At 67.2% G+C, this 18,991-nt stretch carries 19 protein-coding genes and 1 pseudogene; 4 read left to right on the top strand and 16 right to left on the bottom strand.

The annotated features are described in order from the left end of the window. Positions 1-185: 185 nt before the first annotated feature. From QF034_RS26305 to QF034_RS26270, 8 genes and pseudogenes are all read right to left on the bottom strand, one after another. On the bottom strand, positions 186-914 hold the full coding sequence (locus QF034_RS26305) for an Imm52 family immunity protein (protein WP_307177261.1): 729 nt from the start codon (positions 912-914) through the stop codon (positions 186-188). Between the two features lie 18 nt (positions 915-932). Then, positions 933-1,142: pseudogene (locus QF034_RS26300) on the bottom strand (hypothetical protein); the annotation flags it as partial. A gap of 21 nt (positions 1,143-1,163) precedes the next feature. After that, the gene (locus QF034_RS26295) at positions 1,164-1,406 is read right to left on the bottom strand and encodes a hypothetical protein (protein WP_307177259.1); all 243 of its coding nucleotides are present in this window, start codon (positions 1,404-1,406) and stop codon (positions 1,164-1,166) included. A gap of 190 nt (positions 1,407-1,596) precedes the next feature. Then, positions 1,597-2,388 carry an Imm52 family immunity protein gene (locus QF034_RS26290; protein ID WP_307177258.1) on the bottom strand — a complete coding sequence of 264 codons (792 nt, stop codon included), beginning with the start codon at positions 2,386-2,388 and terminating at the stop codon, positions 1,597-1,599. A gap of 339 nt (positions 2,389-2,727) precedes the next feature. Further along, positions 2,728-3,558, bottom strand: coding sequence for a hypothetical protein (locus QF034_RS26285; RefSeq protein WP_307177256.1), 831 nt, complete (start codon positions 3,556-3,558; stop codon positions 2,728-2,730). Next, positions 3,555-5,921 carry a hypothetical protein gene (locus QF034_RS26280; RefSeq protein WP_307177254.1) on the bottom strand — a complete coding sequence of 789 codons (2,367 nt, stop codon included), beginning with the start codon at positions 5,919-5,921 and terminating at the stop codon, positions 3,555-3,557. Before QF034_RS26280 ends, QF034_RS26285 begins: the two co-directional genes overlap by 4 nt. A gap of 431 nt (positions 5,922-6,352) precedes the next feature. After that, complete coding sequence (locus QF034_RS26275; protein ID WP_307177253.1) at positions 6,353-6,517, bottom strand: hypothetical protein; 165 nt, start codon at positions 6,515-6,517, stop codon at positions 6,353-6,355. Between the two features lie 14 nt (positions 6,518-6,531). Continuing rightward, positions 6,532-7,029 carry an ATP-binding protein gene (locus tag QF034_RS26270; protein WP_307177252.1) on the bottom strand — a complete coding sequence of 166 codons (498 nt, stop codon included), beginning with the start codon at positions 7,027-7,029 and terminating at the stop codon, positions 6,532-6,534. 283 nt (positions 7,030-7,312) lie between these two features. Here QF034_RS26270 and QF034_RS26265 point away from each other — a divergent pair, with 283 nt between their 5' ends. From QF034_RS26265 to QF034_RS26255, 3 genes are all read left to right on the top strand, one after another. Beyond that, the gene (locus QF034_RS26265; protein ID WP_307177251.1) at positions 7,313-8,167 is read left to right on the top strand and encodes a helix-turn-helix domain-containing protein; all 855 of its coding nucleotides are present in this window, start codon (positions 7,313-7,315) and stop codon (positions 8,165-8,167) included. Between the two features lie 9 nt (positions 8,168-8,176). Next, positions 8,177-8,368, top strand: coding sequence for a hypothetical protein (locus tag QF034_RS26260; RefSeq protein ID WP_307177250.1), 192 nt, complete (start codon positions 8,177-8,179; stop codon positions 8,366-8,368). A gap of 665 nt (positions 8,369-9,033) precedes the next feature. Then, positions 9,034-9,297 carry a hypothetical protein gene (locus QF034_RS26255; protein WP_307177248.1) on the top strand — a complete coding sequence of 88 codons (264 nt, stop codon included), beginning with the start codon at positions 9,034-9,036 and terminating at the stop codon, positions 9,295-9,297. A 117-nt stretch (positions 9,298-9,414) separates the two neighbouring features. Here the strand turns inward: QF034_RS26255 and QF034_RS26250 are convergent, their stop codons facing one another. The 3 genes from QF034_RS26250 to QF034_RS26240 all read right to left on the bottom strand — a co-directional run bounded on the left by QF034_RS26250 (position 9,415) and on the right by QF034_RS26240 (position 12,583). Beyond that, on the bottom strand, positions 9,415-10,029 hold the full coding sequence (locus tag QF034_RS26250; protein WP_307177247.1) for a hypothetical protein: 615 nt from the start codon (positions 10,027-10,029) through the stop codon (positions 9,415-9,417). Positions 10,030-10,154: 125 nt separating this feature from the next. After that, positions 10,155-10,985, bottom strand: coding sequence for a hypothetical protein (locus QF034_RS26245; protein ID WP_307177246.1), 831 nt, complete (start codon positions 10,983-10,985; stop codon positions 10,155-10,157). Positions 10,986-11,203: 218 nt separating this feature from the next. Next, complete coding sequence (locus QF034_RS26240) at positions 11,204-12,583, bottom strand: hypothetical protein (RefSeq protein WP_307177245.1); 1,380 nt, start codon at positions 12,581-12,583, stop codon at positions 11,204-11,206. Between the two features lie 742 nt (positions 12,584-13,325). On the opposite strand from QF034_RS26240, the gene QF034_RS26235 reads away from it, so the two are divergent. Then, on the top strand, positions 13,326-13,952 hold the full coding sequence (locus QF034_RS26235) for a hypothetical protein (RefSeq protein WP_307177244.1): 627 nt from the start codon (positions 13,326-13,328) through the stop codon (positions 13,950-13,952). A gap of 87 nt (positions 13,953-14,039) precedes the next feature. On the opposite strand, the gene QF034_RS26230 is transcribed toward QF034_RS26235, so the two are convergent. The 5 genes from QF034_RS26230 to QF034_RS26210 form a co-directional block, all read right to left on the bottom strand. Next, positions 14,040-16,412, bottom strand: coding sequence for a hypothetical protein (locus tag QF034_RS26230; protein ID WP_307177243.1), 2,373 nt, complete (start codon positions 16,410-16,412; stop codon positions 14,040-14,042). 490 nt (positions 16,413-16,902) lie between these two features. Next, entirely contained in the window at positions 16,903-17,547 is a 645-nt protein-coding gene (locus QF034_RS26225; protein WP_307177242.1) for an OmpA family protein, read from the bottom strand. 11 nt (positions 17,548-17,558) lie between these two features. Continuing rightward, on the bottom strand, positions 17,559-18,134 hold the full coding sequence (locus tag QF034_RS26220; protein WP_307177241.1) for a hypothetical protein: 576 nt from the start codon (positions 18,132-18,134) through the stop codon (positions 17,559-17,561). A 31-nt stretch (positions 18,135-18,165) separates the two neighbouring features. Further along, positions 18,166-18,777 (bottom strand): pilus assembly protein TadG-related protein, encoded by a 612-nt coding sequence (locus tag QF034_RS26215; protein WP_307177240.1) that lies wholly within the window; start codon positions 18,775-18,777, stop codon positions 18,166-18,168. Further along, positions 18,777-18,974: a Flp family type IVb pilin gene (locus tag QF034_RS26210; RefSeq protein WP_307177239.1), complete on the bottom strand. Its 198-nt coding sequence runs from the start codon at positions 18,972-18,974 to the stop codon at positions 18,777-18,779. The genes QF034_RS26215 and QF034_RS26210 overlap by 1 nt, the downstream gene beginning before the upstream one ends. Between the last annotated feature and the right edge of the window lie 17 nt (positions 18,975-18,991).

The following is an 18,991-nucleotide window of genomic DNA, read 5'->3' as shown; positions in this document are numbered from 1 at the left end:
CAGCCGGCTCCTGCTCGGCGATCGGGCGGTCCCTGACACCAGCAGCGCTGATCACGGGCACATCGCCGTCGCACTGGTTGGCGGAGAGGCGGCTCCACCTCCGGAAGCTGTCCGGACCGACGGCCGCTGGGCCCCACACCACCAGGTCACCAGTCGGATCTCTAATTGTGCGCCGGCCCGCCTCATTACAGCTTGGCGACCGTCGCCGGTACGGGCATGGGTTCCAGGGCGCCGCTCTCGGCGAGGGTCTTGTGGGCGGCAAGGACCGTTTCGGTGGCCGGAGTCTCGCCGGGGTTCGCCGCAAGGTCCAGGACGAGGCCGCCGTGCTCGGTGGGCAGCCGCCGGGCCAAGAAGTTCCCGGGGACGCGCGCGGCGCGGTTCTCGGAGAGGTAGACCGACCAGCCGCAGCGGGGCGCGGAGGCCGGTAGACCGTAGGTCGCCTTTACGATTTTGAACAGCTCACGATCGTAGGCAAGGCCTGTGTCCGGGTCCCAGGCCTCCGCGAGCGCGGCGAGTGTCTCTGCGACACGGCCCGCGAGCGGAGATTCCGATGCCCGGGGCCCGGGGAAGAGCTTCACGATCGCGAAGAACGGACTGTGCTCGTTCGTACCGCCCGCCGAGATCCAGACCTGGACGTAGCCACCGTCCTGGCGCCGTCCGACCACGTGTGATGTCCAACCGATGATGTCGGCGTCGTCATGCGTGTTTGCCGCCTGGAGCGCCGTCGCGAACTCCCCCGCACTCCGGGGCACCAGTGGGCCGGGGGCGTCATCGTCCACGTCCCAACGCCACTCCGTCAGCTCGCCCTCAGACAGCTCCGTCAGTCGAGCGAGGAGCTCCAGCCAGCGTTCCGCCTGCTCCTGCGGCGTCTCAGGCCTGACCCACCAGTGCACAGCCACCGTCACTGCACTCACGATCCGCACTCCTGTCTCTCACTTCTCCCACGGCGTGTGCTTGACGACCACCTCGATGCCAGCTTCGTCGAAGGCTTCCTCTGCCGCCTCGGCCACCGCCTTGTTGGAGAAGTTCCACTCGACCGGCTTCCCGTTCGCCGCACTCAGTTGCCGCCGCGCCTGCTCGACGAACTTGTTCGCTTGAGCAGGTTCGAGCGTGCCGTCCGCCCGCACCTTGTCGCCGTAGCCGAGCTTCGCCTCGACGCCCGTTCAAGGCGCCCCCTCCAGTTCGACGATCGGCCGGTCGCTGGTGACGGCCACCATGACGAGCGGGGCGTCACCATCACTGTGGCCGACGGATACTCCGGCCCACCGGCCGGGGGCCCGACCTTCGTCCCCGGCCCGCACAGGTCCCCACACCGTCAGGTCACCGTAGGCGTCGTTGCCGCACAGGGCCTGGAACAGCGGCGGCATGGGCTCGCCCGACTGCTTCCGGAACAGCGGCACATGCATGGCCACTCTCCGGTGAGTCCCCCAACGTCGGTCCAACTCCCTCACGAGGTCCGCCAGGTGGGTTTCGGCCGCCTCCACCTCTTCGTTCCACTCGGGTTCGTCGGGACACTCGGCCTCATGGGCCCGGGGACCCATACACGGACCCGAATCCCGAAACGGGGGTTCAGGCAGCTGCACTTCGCGCGCTCTCCTACCGCTTGGCCCGGTCGTACGGTTCAGGGAGCCGCGCCAAGGCGCCTGTCGCTCGCAAAGACCGGTTGACATCAAGGATCGCCTCGATGTCCGGCCGCTCTGTGCCGCCGCCGGTGAGGTCGATCAGCAGTCCGTCGTGGCTGGTACGGATCCGTGCAGGTTTCCCCGGGAGATCCTCAAGGACCAGTTCGGCACGCCTGGCGGAGAGGTAGGCGGCACGACCGCAGCGGGGCTCCGGCGCCTCCAGGTCAAACTCCTCTTCGACGGCTGCGTACTCACCACGGTTGTAGGCCTGGCCCCAGTCGACATCCCAAGAGTCCGCGAGGGCCCGGAGGATCTCCACAGAACGGCGCGCCACCGGTGCCGACTCGTCCAGCTCACGCGAACGCATTCGCACCGAGCAGGAACTGGCAACATGTGGCGAGGGTCCCCCGGCGCTCACACTCACTACCAGTTCCGGCATTCCTGATCCGGCCGTCCACAGCGATGCGGTGTAAGCCGTCCGGGCGACCTCGGATTCAGGGTTCTCCCTCAGGAGATAGTCGGCCAAGGACGCGGCAGAAGGTGACAGCAGGGGAGCCGTCCTGTCGTCGTCCGTGGCTTCGCGCCAGCCCTCGAAGGAAGGCCCGACGATGCCCTCCAGGGTGTTCAGGAAGGCGAGCCACCGCTCAGCGAGTTGCTGCGCCCCTTCCACTCGCAGGCCCCAAGCGCCATTGACGACCAGCCTGAGCACCGTCATCACCTTCCCGTCGCGCTGGCGCACCGAGCGGCAGGAATCCGGTTCTGCCACCTGTGCACCGCTTCTGAGGTGCGGCGGTCGGGCGGTCGCTGACAACAGCCGCGGTGCCATGAGGGCATCGCCGTCGCACTGGTTGATGGGGACCCCGACCCACCTCCGGCAGTCGTCCGGGCCGACGGCCAGCGGACCCCACACCGCCAGATCCCATCAGCTCCTGGTCGCAAAGGGCCTGGAACGGGGGCGGCATGGGGTCGCCGGCGGAATTCCGCCAGATCGGAATGCCCATGCTCACCTTCCCGCCTCGGCTGTACTTCACCCCGAGCGCCCGCCGCATCTCGCACAGTTGCCTGGCCGTGAAGCTCGCATCATCGAGGGCAGCACATAGTGTGGTCACTCCCAGGGAATGCGCTGTGGAATCCGGCTGTTCCACCAAGACGCCGCTTCGCCCTTCCGGCTTTCCTGTGTGAACTCACTCACGACTTCATCGATTTGAGCCACCGCAAGTCGAAGAGTATCGGCATGCTCGCCGACGACCTCTCCCATGAGCCCCGCCAATGCATCCCGTGCCTCCAGGTCACGGCGGAACAAATCCTCCCTGTAACGCCTGGACGGAGCCCAGTCCACCTGCAGCCGACGGGCCAGTCTCTCCCACACGCGCAGGTAGTAACGTACTTGTCCCTCAACGCTCCCCGTCGTTCCCTTGGGGAAGGTCGCGAGAAACGCGTCGGAGACAGGCGTATCGATGATTTCGTGGTCGAGGATCTCTGGGAGAATCTCCACCCTCGCCCGGGGGAGGTCCTCCACTGGTTCCTCCGTCACGGCGACCTGATAAGCCGTCTCCTCATCGCCGTCCAATGCCTCCAGACGACATCTGACCGAACGCCCGCCCGGAGCCGCTACCCAGTAATCACTGGGCAACTGCAGTTCGCCAGGATAGAGAACCGAACTCCGTGTTCTGGCAGCTAGACCGAGTGCGAGCCCAGCTTCCGTAAGGCCGCCGGCCACCCTGTCCTCGATGTAGATATCCAGCTCAAGAGCCAGGTCGCCCGGCGGCAGTCGCCGATAGGAGCACAGGACGGGGGCATCCCAGTTACGCGCGTCCTGAGCCCCGTCCGCATCGGCGACATCGACCAGCCGGCCCGCCAGGTCGAGCAGGTCCGCAAGTGCCTCTCCGAGCTGTGAGGGCTCAAGCTCCGCAATGCTGAACAGATTACCAATCACTTGTACGACCCATCGTACACCTTCTGAGCTTTCTCAACCTTTTCAGGATTGTTCACGAACTTGGGATTACGCTGCAACTGCTGCGACTTGCTGGCGTCACCCTTGTTTCGCGCTATTTCCTTCAGGGCATCGTATTCGATGCGATCCATTTCAACCAGACCCGGCCCGGACTTGGGGAAGACCGTTCCATTCCCCTTTACTTCGTACGTGCGGCCATTGATCTCGTAGGTGTTTCCGTCGTCCAGGAGCGTTCCGCGATTGTTGGCAATCCCCTCGATGTCACTGCGGACAAGATCTTCGTTCCCCCTGAGAATCACGGTGTTGCTCTCCTTGACCTCGCCAGACGCCGCCCCGCTGACGGTGTGACGCTTGTTGGGGAACTTCAGCACCTTTCCCCTGGCAGGTCCGGGAACGTCGTCGCCCGCTTGCCACTCATGTGCCGACCCCTGGCTGGGCTCCTCCTTCTTTGCCTCTTCAGCGGCCTTGTCGGCCTCGTCGGCCTTCTCCCGAGCTTCCTCGGCCCGCTCCTTGGCCTCCTCGTCGCAGCCGTCCTGGGCGAGGATGACGTACGGGGAGTCGGCGGCGCCGGCGGCGAGGACCGTGGTGCCTGTGCCGGGCGAGCCGGTGAGGAGGCCGGGGGTGCTTCCGTGCGGGGAGTCGCCGTACGGGATCCTGCGAGCCGGCGCCGAGATGGTGCAGCCGGTCTGGCGGGCCTCCTTCTCGGCCGCGTCCGCCGCCTCGTCGGCCTCCTTCGCCGCCTTCTCGGCGGCGTCGACGTCGCCGGCCTTGGCTGCCTTCTTGGCGTCCTCCGCCGCCTTCGCGGCGTTCTCGACGTGCTTACCAAGTTTGCCCAGCTTGCCGAGCTTGCCGAGTTTCTGAACGATCTTGGCTTCACCGTAGCCGGGGATGAAGAGCGAGCCGACGTTCCAGACGACGTTGGTGGCCGCGCGGGTCTTCTGGCCGTTGTTCCACTGGTCGCGGACCTCGTCGCCCACGAACATGTCGTCCAGGACCTTGACGCCCGTGTTCCACGACGCGCCGCCCCAGTCGGTGAGGGCGTCGAGGTAGTCGCCGTTCTCCCACTTCTCGCCTGCGTCCTTGGCATCCTCGGACCACTGGTCGCCGAGCGAGCTGCCGTAGTCCTTCAGGCCCTCCCACGTCTCACCCGGGTTGGTGACCGTGTCCCAGATGCCCGTGACGTCACCCCAGATGCCGTCGACGAACAGGCCCTGCCCCACCTGCTTGAACTGGTCCCCCACGCAGCCGAGGAAGGCCCCGACGCCAGAGGTGCAGCCCTCGTCACCGCCTTCCTCACCACTGTCCTCGGCCTGCTCGTCCTCTGCCGCGTCGTTCTTTTCCTCGACGGTCTCCTCGGTGGACGGAGCACCCGTACCCTCCGAAGCGCCGCCGGATCCGCCGTTGGCGCCCTGCGAGGCGGAGCCGTTCCCTCCGTTCTGCCCACCCGAGTCGGATCCGTCGCCGCCCTGGCTTCCGGAGTCGGCGCCGCCGGGCCCGGTCCCGTTGACGCCGCCATTTCCCGTACCGCCATTCCCGGTACCGCCGTTGCCAGTGCCGCCGTCAGCGGCTCCGCCGCCCTCGGTGCCCTGGCCGCCGTTGCCCTGGCCCTGGCCGGCCGCCGCGCCACCGTCGGCCCCCTCACCGTCGGTCCCGTCCGGGCCGTCGCCGGCCTGAACCTCCTCGCCGCCGTTCCCTGCCTCCGCAGGGCACGCCGTACCGGTGACCTTGCACACCGCCGACTGAATACCGGTGAAGATCTGCGTCCCCAGACCGCTGACGAGCAGCGCGACGATGATCGCCGCGACCACGGCCACCAGCCCCGCGTACTCCACCGCCGTCTGACCATCGTCCCGGCGCCAGCGGATCATCCGCGCCAACGAGAACGGGCGACGATCCGCTCGCTCCAGCTCCGGCAGCCGGAACCACACCCGGCTCTCCCGGCGCGTCAGGAACACGACGATCAGGATCGGCAAGAAGAGCTGGGTGAAGCCCCGCCCCGAGCCATCTCCGACGTTGCCCAGTGCGGCGATGATCAGCCATGCCTGCAGGGCGAGCAGGCCCCGCCATACCCACATGCCGCCCGTCCACGACCGGCGCGCGAGCACCCACCCGATCGTGCCGGGCGCCGCCGCGAACGCCACCTGGCCCAGCAGCCAGCCGTCCACGGCGTCCAGCGACGCCGCCGTCAGCAGCAGACCGATCCCGCCGAACACCGTGAACGCGAACAGCGCGTGGACGAGCACCAGCGCAACCGACAGCGGCCTGGGCAGCTCCTGCCGCCGCCCACTCCCCGTCGACGACCATCCGCCGCCCCCGGACACCGGGACGCCCCCGAACGCAGACATGCCACTCCTCAACTCGCCGAGCAGGAGGACGAGTCAGGGAGAGTGAGAGCCCCAAGGATGCGGTCATCCCAGGACGCGGCGCCGAGACGGCAGCGGTTGCAGCGGCTGCAGCGGCTTGCGCGTGACGTCGTGGCCACGTTCGCCCTGGGCCCCGCGCACACGTCATGCAGTCAGGCTCCGTGGGCCTATGAACGCGGACCGTCGCAGCGCTCAGCTACTCCGGACGCCCTCCATCCCCCCTCTTCGAACCAAGCCCAGAGGGTAACGATCGGTCAGCTCCGGCCACATGGGCCCACGGGCCCAACGCGAGGCCCAATTCACCTGGGGTACAGCGCCCTTGGCAGTCGGCACTTCCCGGTACCGGACCGACGGGCTCCAGCCGGGCTGCAAACGGCGGACCGTTGCCTGCGCGGCGCCCGGAGCCGGGCTGGTCAGCGGTTCAGGTCCATGACCCCGGCTCCGAGCCCGGCATTGCGTTCCGGCGCGACGGCGGCCACGAGCCCCCCGTCCGGGAGCGTCGGGTTCGGCCGCGCGGTATGTACGGCTGCCGCGACGCCGAAGCCGAGACCGTCGCGGCACAGCTCGGCAACGGCCACAGGGCTTCCACCCCTCAAGCGCCTGCGTGATACGACCTCGCGCCCTCCCTCGGCAACACCGCCCACATCCGCGTGCCGCCGCCCGGCTCGCGGGCGTCTCCGAAGCCCCAGTCGCCGTGGCAGGACTTGACCACGCAGGACAGCAGCCGCAGGGCCGCGCGACGGCGGGACTCGCAGGCGGCGGCGAGACGCGGGTGGGTGTGGCGACGGTGGCCGTCGTAGAGGACGACACGCAGGGCTCCGTCCCGGTAGCGGAGCGATACGTAGACCTCGGCAGTCGAGGTGAAGCGGCAAGCGCAGGCCGCCAGTTCACTCACCACTTGCAGCGCCGCGTCCGTCACGTCGTCGAGGGCGTGCGCGCGCAGGATCATGCGTGTCGCCGCGCGCGCGATCGCCGGGCTCTGCGGGCCTGCGGGGAGCGTGAGGCTGTAGGTGAGAGCGTCGGGGGCGGGCGGGGTGACGGGTACCTCCGTGGCGGGCGGGGGCGGGCAGGCCGTGAAGGGCGCGGTCATGGCAGCAACTCCCTGGGTGTGCGGTGAACTGGAGGATTCCGATCAGTGGTCCGGTGGCCTGTCTCCCTGACGCGGGCCCACCCCTCCCAGGGCAGGAGGGTGCGGGTGGGTTCGCGTGATGCGCTTCCGGTGCGGCCGGTGTTTCGTAGTCGACCTGTCACTGACTGTAGGCGATTAAGGGGAACGTGTGCCACATCATTCAGAACATTGCCTCCTTCGAGATGGACCCGTGCGGCTTGCCAGGGCAGACTGACCTTCGACCAAGCGGGGAGGAAGATGCCGAATGCCGACACGGCCCACACCGACTGAGCGCCAGCGGCGTCTCGGCGCCGAGTTGCGCAAAATGCGGCTCGCGGCCGGTAAGACCACGGAGTACGCTGCCGGGCTGCTCGGGCTGGACCGCACGAAGGTCTCCAACATGGAGGCAGGGATTCGCGCCATCTCGCCCGAGCGCATTCGCATACTCGCCAGCAACTACGACTGCCCGGACCAGGCGTACGTCGACGCGCTGGTCGCCATGGCCAGCTCCCGCAAGCGGGGCTGGTGGGAGCAGTACCGGGGTAGCCTTCCCCAAGGGCTACTGGACGTCGCTGAGTTGGAGTGGTACGCTACACGATTGCGGACTCTTCAAACCGTGCACGTCCCCGGAATGCTCCAGCTCAGCGGGTACGCCCGCGCCATCTTCGACTCCGCGCTGCCGCCGTTGCCCAAGTCGGAGGTCGAATTGCGGGTGGCACAGCGCGTGCGGCGACAGCAGGTCCTGGAGCGGGTCGACGCCCCGGTCGAGTACGTCGCGTACGTCCACGAGTGGGCCCTGCGCATGCAGTTCGGCGGGCATCGTACGACCCGGGAGCAACTTCAGCACCTGTGCGACATGTCCGAGCGGGAGAACGTCGACGTACGGGTACTCCCCGTCGAGGTGGGCGCCTTTCCGGGAGCTGGTCACGCGGTGCTGTACGCCAGCGGCCTCGTACCCCAACTCGACACCGTCCAGCTGGACTCGGCACATGGCGGAGAGTTCACTCACGCCGAGGCACAGCTCTCGAAGTACCGTGCGCACATGGACTGGTGGCACGCCAAGTCGCTGGATTCGCAGGCGTCACGGGACTTCATCCACGCCATCGCCCGTCAACTCTGAGGAGTCGCCATGGCCGACATCACCTGGGAAGAGCCCTTCTGCGCCGAGGGCAACAACTGCTTCCGCATAGGCACCGACACCGAAGGCAACGCCTACATCGCCGTCGCCGGGCAGGAGGAGCACCACCTGACCGACAGCCGCAATGCCCTACGGGCGCTCATCCGGGACATCAAGGCGGGCAAGGCCGACCACCTGCTGTAGGCCCCCACGGCACGCCGGCCTCCGCCGCCTCGGTCAGAAGGACGGTCGCTTCAGCGACGGCGAAGTTCCGGTCGATGTAGCGCGTGGCGAGGTCCTGGGCCCAGGGGGCGAAGCAGTCCTCGCACCACAGCCATTCGAGCATGCCCTGTGCCAGAAACGCGGCAATGCTGGCGGCCACCGTTCGGCGAACGCCTCGGGGCTCGTGTCCTCCAAGTCGACGCCCAGTCGCCCACAGTGGCCGGGGCGGGTCCAAGGGCCAGCCAATAGGGCAATCGGCGGCCGCATTGGATAGAGTCGCTTTTATGAGTGCCGACTTGTATGGATGGCTGGAATGCAGGCCCCAGCCTGGGCGCTATGGCACTGAACACGTGCTGTGGGAGCCCTTCTCCGAACTCCGGCACCTTCATTGGGCCCGTGATTACATGTCGTGGTCAGCACTCTTTGACGTCCGGAGTGTGGAGCCTGTCAGGGCCCTCTTTCCTGAGCGCGGAGTCCCTGTAGATATTTCGGACACGGTACGAAGGGATGCGGACGACTTCGAGGGCCACAGTCATTCGTGGTTCTCGTGGCGTGAACTGTCGGCTGTCGACTGGAATGCCCCCTGCACCGACGGCCCGTCTCGGTACTGGGTCCGCCGCTGGTCCCGTGCCCATGAAGGATCCCTCGTGCACGACGGATTGGCCGCACTCCCGGATGAGCTGTACGACTCGGCCGCCGCCAAGTTCGGAGAAGGCAACATCGCTCCCTCCCGGTGGCCCGCCGACGGAGAGCTCCTGCTCGGCAACGAGGCGTACCGACCTGTCGTCCCTGCCTACCGCGACCTGGTACCGACCGACGGACCATGGCAACCCGTGTGGAATGTAATGGACACGTTGTCCGAACTCCACGGTGAGGACAACGTCCGCCTCGTCGTCTGGTTCCGTGGCTGAAGGGAAACCTGGGGACACCGGTCGTGCGTCACGCGGTGACGGCTTCCGAGCCGTCACCGTCCTTCTCGTCTTCGCCTCGGCCTACTGTCATTCCAAACCTAGACGCCTGAGCCGTCGTCAACCGAACCAGACGACCAAACGTACGTTGTCGTCCCCGTGCTCGTCGGCGAGGTCCCGCATCGCATTCCAGATCCGGGACCAGGGTGCCTGGTCCGGAGGAGCGAGCATCCGCGCTGTGAGAATCACGGGGCGGTACACGGCGCCGTCCAGGTGGACCTCGCCGCCCTGCGGCCATTCCGCTGGGCTGTACACATCCTCGCCGAAAGCATCGGCCGCGGCCTCATCCAGGCCGGGCGTGGCTGAAGCCCACACGATGTCGTGCTGGACGAGCTCGCCGTCGTCACCAGGCCGCCACAGGCCCGCCCAGTTATAAGCATGCTCGTCGGCGAGCGGGGCGTCCCAGTCGACCGCGGCGACTTCGGCCCAAGTGGCATACGTGTGGCTGTGCTGATAGTCCTCGAATCCGGTATCCCGTACCGGATCCGAGGGGTCGCTCGGCAGCCCGCGGTCGGCGAAGAGCGGACGATCCACAGCCCCCGTCCCGCCGAAGTTGAAGAGACACCCCCACGCCTCATGGTCCCTCCCCAATTGCAGGTCCAGAAGGTCGACCGCCATCTCCCACTGTCCGTCGGCCGAGCGAGTCTCGATCACACCATCTATGTCTGCGCCCACTGAGTTGATACTAAGGCCCAGTGCAGGTGCGCAGGTGTGAGCGTCACCGGCTCATAGCCGTCGGGAGAGGACAGTGAGCAGTTCTGCTCCAAGGGCGTGCCGCGCTCCTTCTCGTCCTCGTGGGCTCACCATGGAACATGCCTTGGACGCCGACACCACCACCAGCGCTCGGCCTTCTCGTCATTCCCGGGCTCGGTGCATGCACGGAAGATGCCGTCCAACTGCGTCACAGAGGATCGCAGGCCGCCGGCGTAGGCGCCGTCGACCTCGCGCACGAGACGCGCCAAAGCGTCCCGGGCCTCCAGATCACGCCGGAAGAGGTCTTCCCGGTACCGGCCAGAAGGGCTCCAGTCGGACTCCAACCGGCGCACCAGCCTCTCCCACACGCGCAGGCTGTAGTGGACACGCCCTTCGATGCTCGCCGCCGTGCCCGTCGGATACGTGGCCAGGAAGGCATCGGAGAGAGGCGTCCCGATGGGCTCGTATTCGAGAGCTTCGGGGAGCCACTCCACCTTCGCGCGAGGGAGATCGGCCACCTTCTCCTCCACCGCGTCGACCCGGTATCTGGTGTCCTCGTCGGAGTCGATCGCCTCCAGCCGGCATCTCACGACGCGTCCATCCGGCACCGCGACCCAGTATGCGGAGTCCAGGTCGATGTCCAGCGAGGGGTAGAGGACCGAGGTCGTCGTACGGACCGCGAGCCCTTGCGCCAAGTCCGCCTCACTGAGAGCTCTGGCCGTTTCGTCCTCGACGTAGATGTCGAGCTCCAGCGCCAGGTCACCGGGCGGCAGCACGCGGTACGTGCACAGAACAGGTGAGTCCCAGCGACGCGCTTCCTGGTCCCCGTCCGTGTCGGCGACGTCGACCGCTTCGCGCGTCACGGCCAGCAACTGAGCCAGCGCTCCGCGGAGCCGCGACGGCTCTGCTTCCGTGACGGTGAAAAGATTCGCGATCACTTGTACGTCCCGTCATATACCTGCTTGGCCTTGGCGACCTTGTCCGGATATCCAACAGCTCGTCCGTCCAGTCGTACCTGGCCGACGGAGCAGCGGCGATCGCTGCCTCCAGTTCTTCGAGAGGGAGGCGGTCCGGTCGTCCTGAGTGTCCGCGTTCTGCTCGTCGTGCGTCATGAGCCCCCCAGGTACTCCATCGCGCTCCTCGGGTCCTCCATCGCTCACCGGCCTCGGTCACCCTCATCTTGGTGGCCTTCGGGATATTGGTCGGGCTGAAGACGCCGTCGCGCCCACTCCTGCGCTGTATTCCTCGTCGTGACCGGCAGGCTCGGGTCGAAGGCCAGTCGCGCCAGGGCTTCACGGCTGCCCGGCACGTCATCCGTGCGGTGGAGGAACCAGATGGCCTCCTGTACCGCGCTGCCGCACCGGGCGCACCGCTCGGCGAGTTCCGCAGCCCAGAGGGCCGTTGCCGACAGAACAGCCGGTTCCTTGTCGCCTGCCGCTCCTCCGCCTTGCGGGAGGTCAGCGAGCCAGCGGAAGACGGCTGCTGTGACCCGGTCAGCGATCCTCTTGCACCAGACCTTGGCGAAGCATGCGGCGTCGATGCCTTGAAGTTCGAACCCCAACAACTGGCACTCGCGCCACGCCTCGTTCATTCGCTCGCGAGTGACCAGCCGTGGGTACGGCATCAGGGCGCGCACCACCTCAGCAATGGCACTGCAGTCCGCCGGAGCGTCACTGCACATCTGCGCGTCATCCGGCACCCGCTCGACAGTCAGACACGCCTCCAGTGCTGAACGCGCCTGGGCGAGGCTGTGGGAATCCGGCGCGGTCGCACCCCAGCCGAAGTCGTTCTGCCAGGAATACGGAAGGCCCTGCAGCCCCTCGGGCAGCAGCGGCTCCTCGTCGCGGGGAACTTCCCGGGCCCGGCCCTCGTACACCGGACGGCGCAGCCCGAGAAGCCGGGAACGCACATACGGCCGGAAGTCCTGGACCTCGCCGTCGTGCACGAGATCCAGCAAAGCTTCTTCGCCCCGTGGACGGCCGAGCGAGACCAGCACGCGCACCGCCACCTCCACCGCCAGGCCGACCCGCACGAACCCACTCGCGAGCAGCGCGGTCTCATCCGCCTCCAGATCGCTCAGCGATCCGGAGACGGTCGCACGCTCGATGAAGGCGAAGGCGTCGTGCGCCAGCGTCTGCCGTACCGAGGCGGCCCACTCCGCCGCCACCCTGTCGATCTGCTGCTCTGTCGGTGGCGCAGACACCGTGGGGATCCCCATGTCGGCCCACACACCGACCACCTGCGCCACCCGTTGCCGGGTGACCTGGGACGTGGTCGGCATGATCCGGGTCAGCCAGGCATCTGCCTCGTCCAAGGTGTGATCATCGCGGTCGTCGTAGAAGTCCCGTAGTTCCTCGTCCCAGTCGTGCACGCTCTGCCGTCGCTCGGGCAGGCAAACACGCAGCACATGCCGAGCCTGCTCACGTCTCTCCTCCGTGGACGCAAGTTCCTCCAGGGCCTGAGATCTGCGGTAGGTCAGGTCGTGCCAAGGCGGTGGTAGCTCGCGCATGGCAGCGGGCAGCAGGTAGATGTCCACCAGTTGTTCTCCGTTCGCGCCCTGACCGAAGTCGTGCCGTCTCTCAGAGCTTGGCCCGGTCGTACGGTTCAGGGGGCCACACCAAGGCGCCTGTCGCTCGCAAAGACCGGTTGACATCAAGGATCGTCTCGATGTCCGGGCGCTCCGTGCCGCCGTCCCCATGAGAGATGACGCTAGGGCACGGACACGCGCCGCTGCGGAGGCCGATCCTGGCCCATCGGCCGCGTGGCACGGACCGGGCCGCGCGCTCAGCTGCGCACCGTTGGTGCCGATCGGGAGCGTCATCCTGAGCGACGGCGGTAAGTCGGTCTCCGCCGCGAGGGCTTTTGACCTTCGCGCTCTTGTTCCGGGCGTGGGGGTCTACCCATTCGAGGGATCCAGAGTCTCAGCAGATCCGCCGAGCACTGGACAACGATGCCTCTCGGGCCGGGCCCCGCCCGGGAGGCACCTCCCTCCCCCTCAGCCGAAGCAAGAACTTCCTGGCGGCGGGTCGAAGAACACCCTTCCGCTTGTCCCAACTCGCCGCGCTGTCCGGCTTCACCGACAGACGCCCCAAAGCCGCCCTGGCCTCCGAACTTCCCGGCGTGCCCAGCAGCTCGATGGCTGAGTCGGCGCCGATCTCCTCGATCAGGCAACGTTCGGCCGACTCCACCGTCCAGCCGGCGAAGCGGCCGGGGTCGGGGTCGGGGTCAATAGCCAGCCAATAGCGCACTCAGCGGCCGCATTGGATAGAGTCGCTTTTATGAGTACCGACTTGTATGGATGGCTGGAATGCAGGCCCCAGCCTGGGCGCTATGGCACTGAACACGCGCTGTGGGAGCCCTTTTCTGAACTCCGGCACCTTCATTGGGCCCGTGATTACATGTCGTGGTCAGCACTCTTTGACGTCCGGAGTGTGGAGCCTGTCAGAGCTCTCTTCCCTGAGCGCGGAACCCCTGTAGATATCTCGGACACGGTACAAGGGCATGCCGACGATTTTGAGGGCCACAGTCATTCGTGGTTCTCGTGGCGTGAACTGTCGGCTGTCGACTGGGATGCCCCCTGCACCGACGGCCCGTCTCGGTACTGGGTCCGCCGCTGGACCCGTGCCCATGAAGGATCCTTCGCGCCCGACGGATTGGCCGCACTCCCGGATGAGCTGTACGACTCGGCCGCCGCCAAGTTCGGAGAAGGCAACATCGCTCCCTCCCGGTGGCCCGCCGACGGAGAACTCCTGCTCGGCGACGAGGCGTACCGACCTGTCGTCCCTGCCTATCGCGACCTGGTACCGACCGACGGACCATGGCAACCTGTGTGGAATGTGATGGGCACGCTGTCCGAACTCCATGGTGAGGACAACGTCCGCCTCGTCGTCTGGTTCGGCGGCTGAACGGAAACCTGGGGTATCAGTCGTGCGTCACGGGTGACGGCTTTTCCTAGCCGTCACCCTCCTTCTCGTCTTCACCCCGGCCTACTGTCATTTCAGACCTAGGTACTCCAACGCCCCCTTGGGGTTGTCGTTCAACCGCTTCCAGTCGATTTCCTCACCTCGGCTGTACTTCGCCTCCAGCGCCCGCTGCATGTCACCCAGCTGCTGGGCCGTGAAGCTCGCATCACCGATACGGGCGTCAACTCCCTTCTCGTTCATGAGCTGGGCAGGAGAGACCTTCTGCCCCTTGATGGGCCGGAAGACCTCAGTCCATTTATCAGGCTTGTCGATCTCAACTCGAGTCGTTCTGCTCGGATTTGCCTTCGTCCACTCGGAGAGTGTGTTGATCTTCCCGACGAATTCCGGCTGACGCGTCGGGTTCACCGTGTTCTTCACTTCGACCAGGTGCACCCTGCCGTCCCGCCCCTTGTACAGGACATCGGCGTCCGGCACGTTCGACACATCCACGGTCTCTCCGGGCGCGACCTCGACCTGACGCCGGTTGTGTTCCGAGCCGACGGCGGTGTGCACGGTGCTGTCGGGTGCCGCGTCTTCCGAGGCGCGCCGCACGCCGCGCACCTCAGCAAGCATCTCCTCGAGCCTGCTGGCGGTACGCGCGTTGGTCACTTCGGAGCCGAGCTTGCTCGCGCCCGCCCGGTCGACGTTCTTGCGTCGTGCGAGATCAGTGAGCTCGTCGAGCGCGGCCGCCGCCTGGTCCTTGCCGATCTCCTTCTTGCCAGGGTTCTTCTTGGCGTTCCTGACGAAGTCGTCAATGTTGCGCTCGTCAATACTGAGCCTGCCCTGCTTGATGGCGGCCTTCGCCGCCTCCGCCTGGGCCTCCAGCGCCTGTTGCTGTGCCTCGTCCGCCTTCTCCCGGGCATCCTGGGCCCGCTCCTTGGCCTCCTCGTCGCAGCCACCCTCGGCGAGGATGACGTACCGGGAGTCGGACGGGCCGGCGGCGAGGATCGTGGTGCCTGTGCCGGAGGAGCCGGTGAGGAGGCCAGTGGTGGTCCCGGGTGGATTGCCGCCGTACGGGATCCGGCGGGCTGGCGCCGCTATGGTGCAGCCCGACTCGCGGGCCTGCTTCTCGGCCGCGTCCGCCGCCTCGTCGGCGTCCTTCGCCGCCTTCCGAGCGCCCTCTGCATCGCCCGCCTTGGCCGCCTTGCGCGCCTTCTCGGCCGCGTCGGCCGCCTTGTCGAGGGATTCACCGGCCTCGGCCAGCTTCTTGAACTTGGTGAACTTCGTGATGGTCTTCGGGCTGAAGATGCCGATGACGTTGACCACGGTGTTGCCGATGGAGGCGCCGTAGTTGCCCTGCTCCCAGTTCTCCTTGTCGACGAACGTGTCGATCGCCAGGTCGGACGCGAAGTCCTCGGGCGAGTTGACCCAGCCCCATACGGAGGAGACGTAGTTCCCCTTGTCCCACTCCTTGCCCAGCTCGTCGGCCTTGTCGCCCCACCAGTTCGTGGTGTAGCCCTTCAGGCCGTTCCAGGTGTCCTTGATCGAGCCGACCGGGTCGCTGACGACGTCCATGGTGCTGGCCAGGAAGCTCTTGGTCGGCGCCACGAAGAAGCCACGGACATGGTCCATGAACGTCCTGTCGTGACGCTCCTGGTCATGTACGTCGTCCCAGAGCGACCTCTGCTCGAAGGGCCCCGGAGCGAGCGGAACGGTGTCGTTCGCCCCCGCGCCGTCATAGGTGATGATCTGGGCCGAGGCGGGGCTGCCGCCGCCGTTGGTGCCGCCCGTACCGCCGTCGGTGTCTGTTCCGGCGTCTGCGGCCGTGCCTTCCTGGCCGTCGGAACCGGCGCCCGCGCTTGTACCGGTACTGCCGCCGTCTGCCCCGTCGCCGCCGTCCGTTCCGGTCCCGCCGTCGGCATGGACCCCGCCGTCCGCATGCGCGTCACCGCCGGGGCCGGCGCCGGTACCGCCCCCGGTGTCAGCATCGGAGCCGCCCTCCCGTGTCCCGTCGTCGCCCTCTGCCGCACCCGTCTCCGTACCGTCGCCCTGCGACGCGGGGCAGGCCATACCCGTCACCGAGCAGACCGCCGACTGGATTCCGTCGGCGATGCGCCCCCCGAGTCCGCCGACCGAAAGCGCGACGATGATCGCGGCGACGACCGCGATGAGGCCCGCGTACTCCACCGCGGTCTGGCCCTCGTCCCGCCGCCAGCGGATCATCCTCTCCAGGCTGAATGTTCGCCGCTCCTCCCTGTCCTGGGGAGCGATCTCGAACCACTCACGCGACCGGGCCCGGCGCAACAGCACGATGACCGCCACCGGCATCGCAGCCTGTGTGATGCCCCGCAGATCACCGTGCATCAGCGTGCCGAACGACAGCCACACGATCCACGCCTGTACGGCGATCAGTGCGCGGCTCGTCCACACCCCGCCCCGCCACAGGCGCCGGGCCAGGTACACCCCCCGCCACGCTGGGCAGCGAGTCGTACACCAGGATCCCGAAGATCTCCCCGGAGTAGTACGTCACCACCGACAGCACGGTGACCACGTACAGCGCCGTCAGCGCGAACTGCACCCACAGCAGTACCTGCGCCCAGCCCAGTTCCCGTGGCAGTGGCACACGCCGGTCCCACGACGGAATGTTCCGTTCCCCCCAAATCCCGGCCGGGGGTATCGAGTTACCGGCTCCGGACATACGTGACCTCGATGCGTGAGCGGGAGATTAAGGCAGACACCCGGCCGAGGTTAATGAGAACCGATCACTGCGACATGGGCCCATGGGCCCAACTCTGGGCCCATGGGCATCAGTCGGAGATGCGCCTGTCGCTGCCGGTCCACGACGAGGCCTTGGTCGCCGCAGGACAGTGAGCCGTCATCCGCTCACAGGCTTGGCCTCCTCCCTGGGAGGAGGCCAACCAGTTGCGACGCCTTCCCCACGGCCGTGGCGGGGTCAGCTCTCCGTGCGCGGGAAGGAGACCTCGACACGGCGGTTCTTCTTGCGGCCCGCCTCCGCGGAGTTGTCGGCGATCGGGTACTGCTCGCCGTAGCCGCGCACCTCGTACGTGATGTTCGAGTCCGCGAGTTCGTCGTCCAGGACACCGTGTACGGCCGAGGCGCGCTGGCGGGACAGGACGTCTCCGTGGGCCGAGGAGCCCAGGTTGTCCGTGAAGCCGAAGACGCGGACCTTCGTCGCGTTCTGCGCCTTGACCTCCTCGGCGATCGCTGCGATGCGGGCCTTCGCCCGGGAGCTGAGCTTTGCACTGTCCTTGCCGAACAGCACCTCGGCTTGCAGCGCGAACTTGACGTCCGTGTTCGTGTCCTCGCGACGCTCCTCGCCCGCCTCGTCCTCGATGACGGTCTTGATGTCGAGGACCTTGGCCTTGGCGAGAGTCGCGCCGTCGACCAGCTTCAGGTCGGGGTCGTTGCCGTCGACCTCTACCGGTGCGCTGGCGCTCGGTTGGGTGCCCGGCGGGTAGCTGGGGCCGTCGGCGTGGGCGGAGGTGGCGCCGAAGACGTTTGTGGCGACCATGACGGAGGCCGCGGCGATGACGACCGCCAGGCGTGGGGTTTGGGTTCGGGTTCGGGTGTGGGTCATGTTTTCCTGCCTCACCCGGAGATCTTGATCGTGGCGGAGGCGAACGTCGGGAGCTGGAAGCTGACCTCGGTCGTGCTCTGGGGCGGCGCGGGGAACTGCATGAAGACGGGGATCGAGTCTCCCGCCTTGATCCTAGGCATGTCAGTCGTCGTTAGCGGCCGGCCCTCGGTGTCACGCAGCACGTAGTACCGCTTTTTGCTCGCCGAGTCCACGAGCGTTGCTCCGCCAAGGGATGCTCCATGCTTAAGGATCTCGGTCTCGTTGCCTTGTGTCCGGACCGGCACTCGGACCGACTCATCGCCGTCGTTCTTAATGTCACCGCTCACGGTGACGAACCCCCCCGAGTCCCTATTGGCAGAGGTGATCTGAAGGAGGAGACCATCCTCACCCTTGAGCTCGGCCAGCGGCTCTTCCGACTCCCCCGTCTGCGCATCCGGCTTCGATCCGCTGTCCTTGGAGGCGGACGCGGAGGCGCCTCCGCTCTTGTCGTCCCCGCTGCTGCAGCCGGCCACACCGAGGGCCAGGCTGACCGCAACAGCCGCTGCGACCATCCCCCTGCGGGCCGTCGTGGTGAACCGAATGCTCATGAGTTCCGCTTCCTTTGTTCGTCGTACTTCGTCAGTCGGCCAGATGGACGTCGAAGAGGTCCTCGGGGCCGGGGAGATCCGAGAGATCGTCCGGGTCGAGGTCCCAGTTCTTGTCCTTGCACTTGAGCTGCGGCAGGTCCTCGTTGTTGCCGTCGTCCTCGTCGGGCAGCGGCGGGATCGAACAGCGCGGCTTGATCACGGCTTTGGCCTTCGCCGTCGCGTACGTCTTTTCCGTACCGGGGACGATGCTGTCGCCGACGGGTTCGTTGGTCTTGACCTCGACCGTGTAGCCCAGCGGGGCCCACTCGGGCTCGCAGCTACCCTCCACGACATGCGCGTCGTTCTCCTCGGCGAGCTCCCGCGCCCGCCAGCACGAGGGTTCGAGCCCGTCCACCTCGCCGTCGAGGATGTCCGCCCAGAGGTCCGGGTTGAGGAGGTTGTCCAACCACCTGCCCGCAATTTGGTCCCGCTTGTCCTGCGCGGCCGCGAGGGCGGCGGCGTCCGCCGCCGTCTGCGCGCCGTTCCGTGTCGCCGCGGCCTGGCCGACCGCAAGGTACGCGAACGCGAGGAAGAGCAGGCCCGCCACCACCGTGATGTAGATGGGGAAGGCCTGCCCTGCGTCGCCGTACTTACGGGGCCTCATCAGCCGCTGGTGACCTCGTCGATCTTGTCCGTGATCGCCTCGAAGATCGACTGACCAATGTCCGTCCCCGTGATCGCCAGAACAATCGCCACGACCACCGCGATGATGCCCAGGTACTCGACCGCGGTCTGCCCCTTGTCGTTGCGGGCGGCGCGGGTCTGCAGGTACGCGACGGTGGTGTTGATCCAGTTGCTCATGGTGGTGTTCCCCTCCG

It is taken from the genome of Streptomyces africanus (genome assembly GCF_030816955.1).
Lineage (GTDB): Bacteria > Actinomycetota > Actinomycetes > Streptomycetales > Streptomycetaceae > Streptomyces > Streptomyces africanus.
Note: the sequence above shows the minus strand (reverse complement) of the source record. Positions and strands in the feature narration are given on the sequence as shown.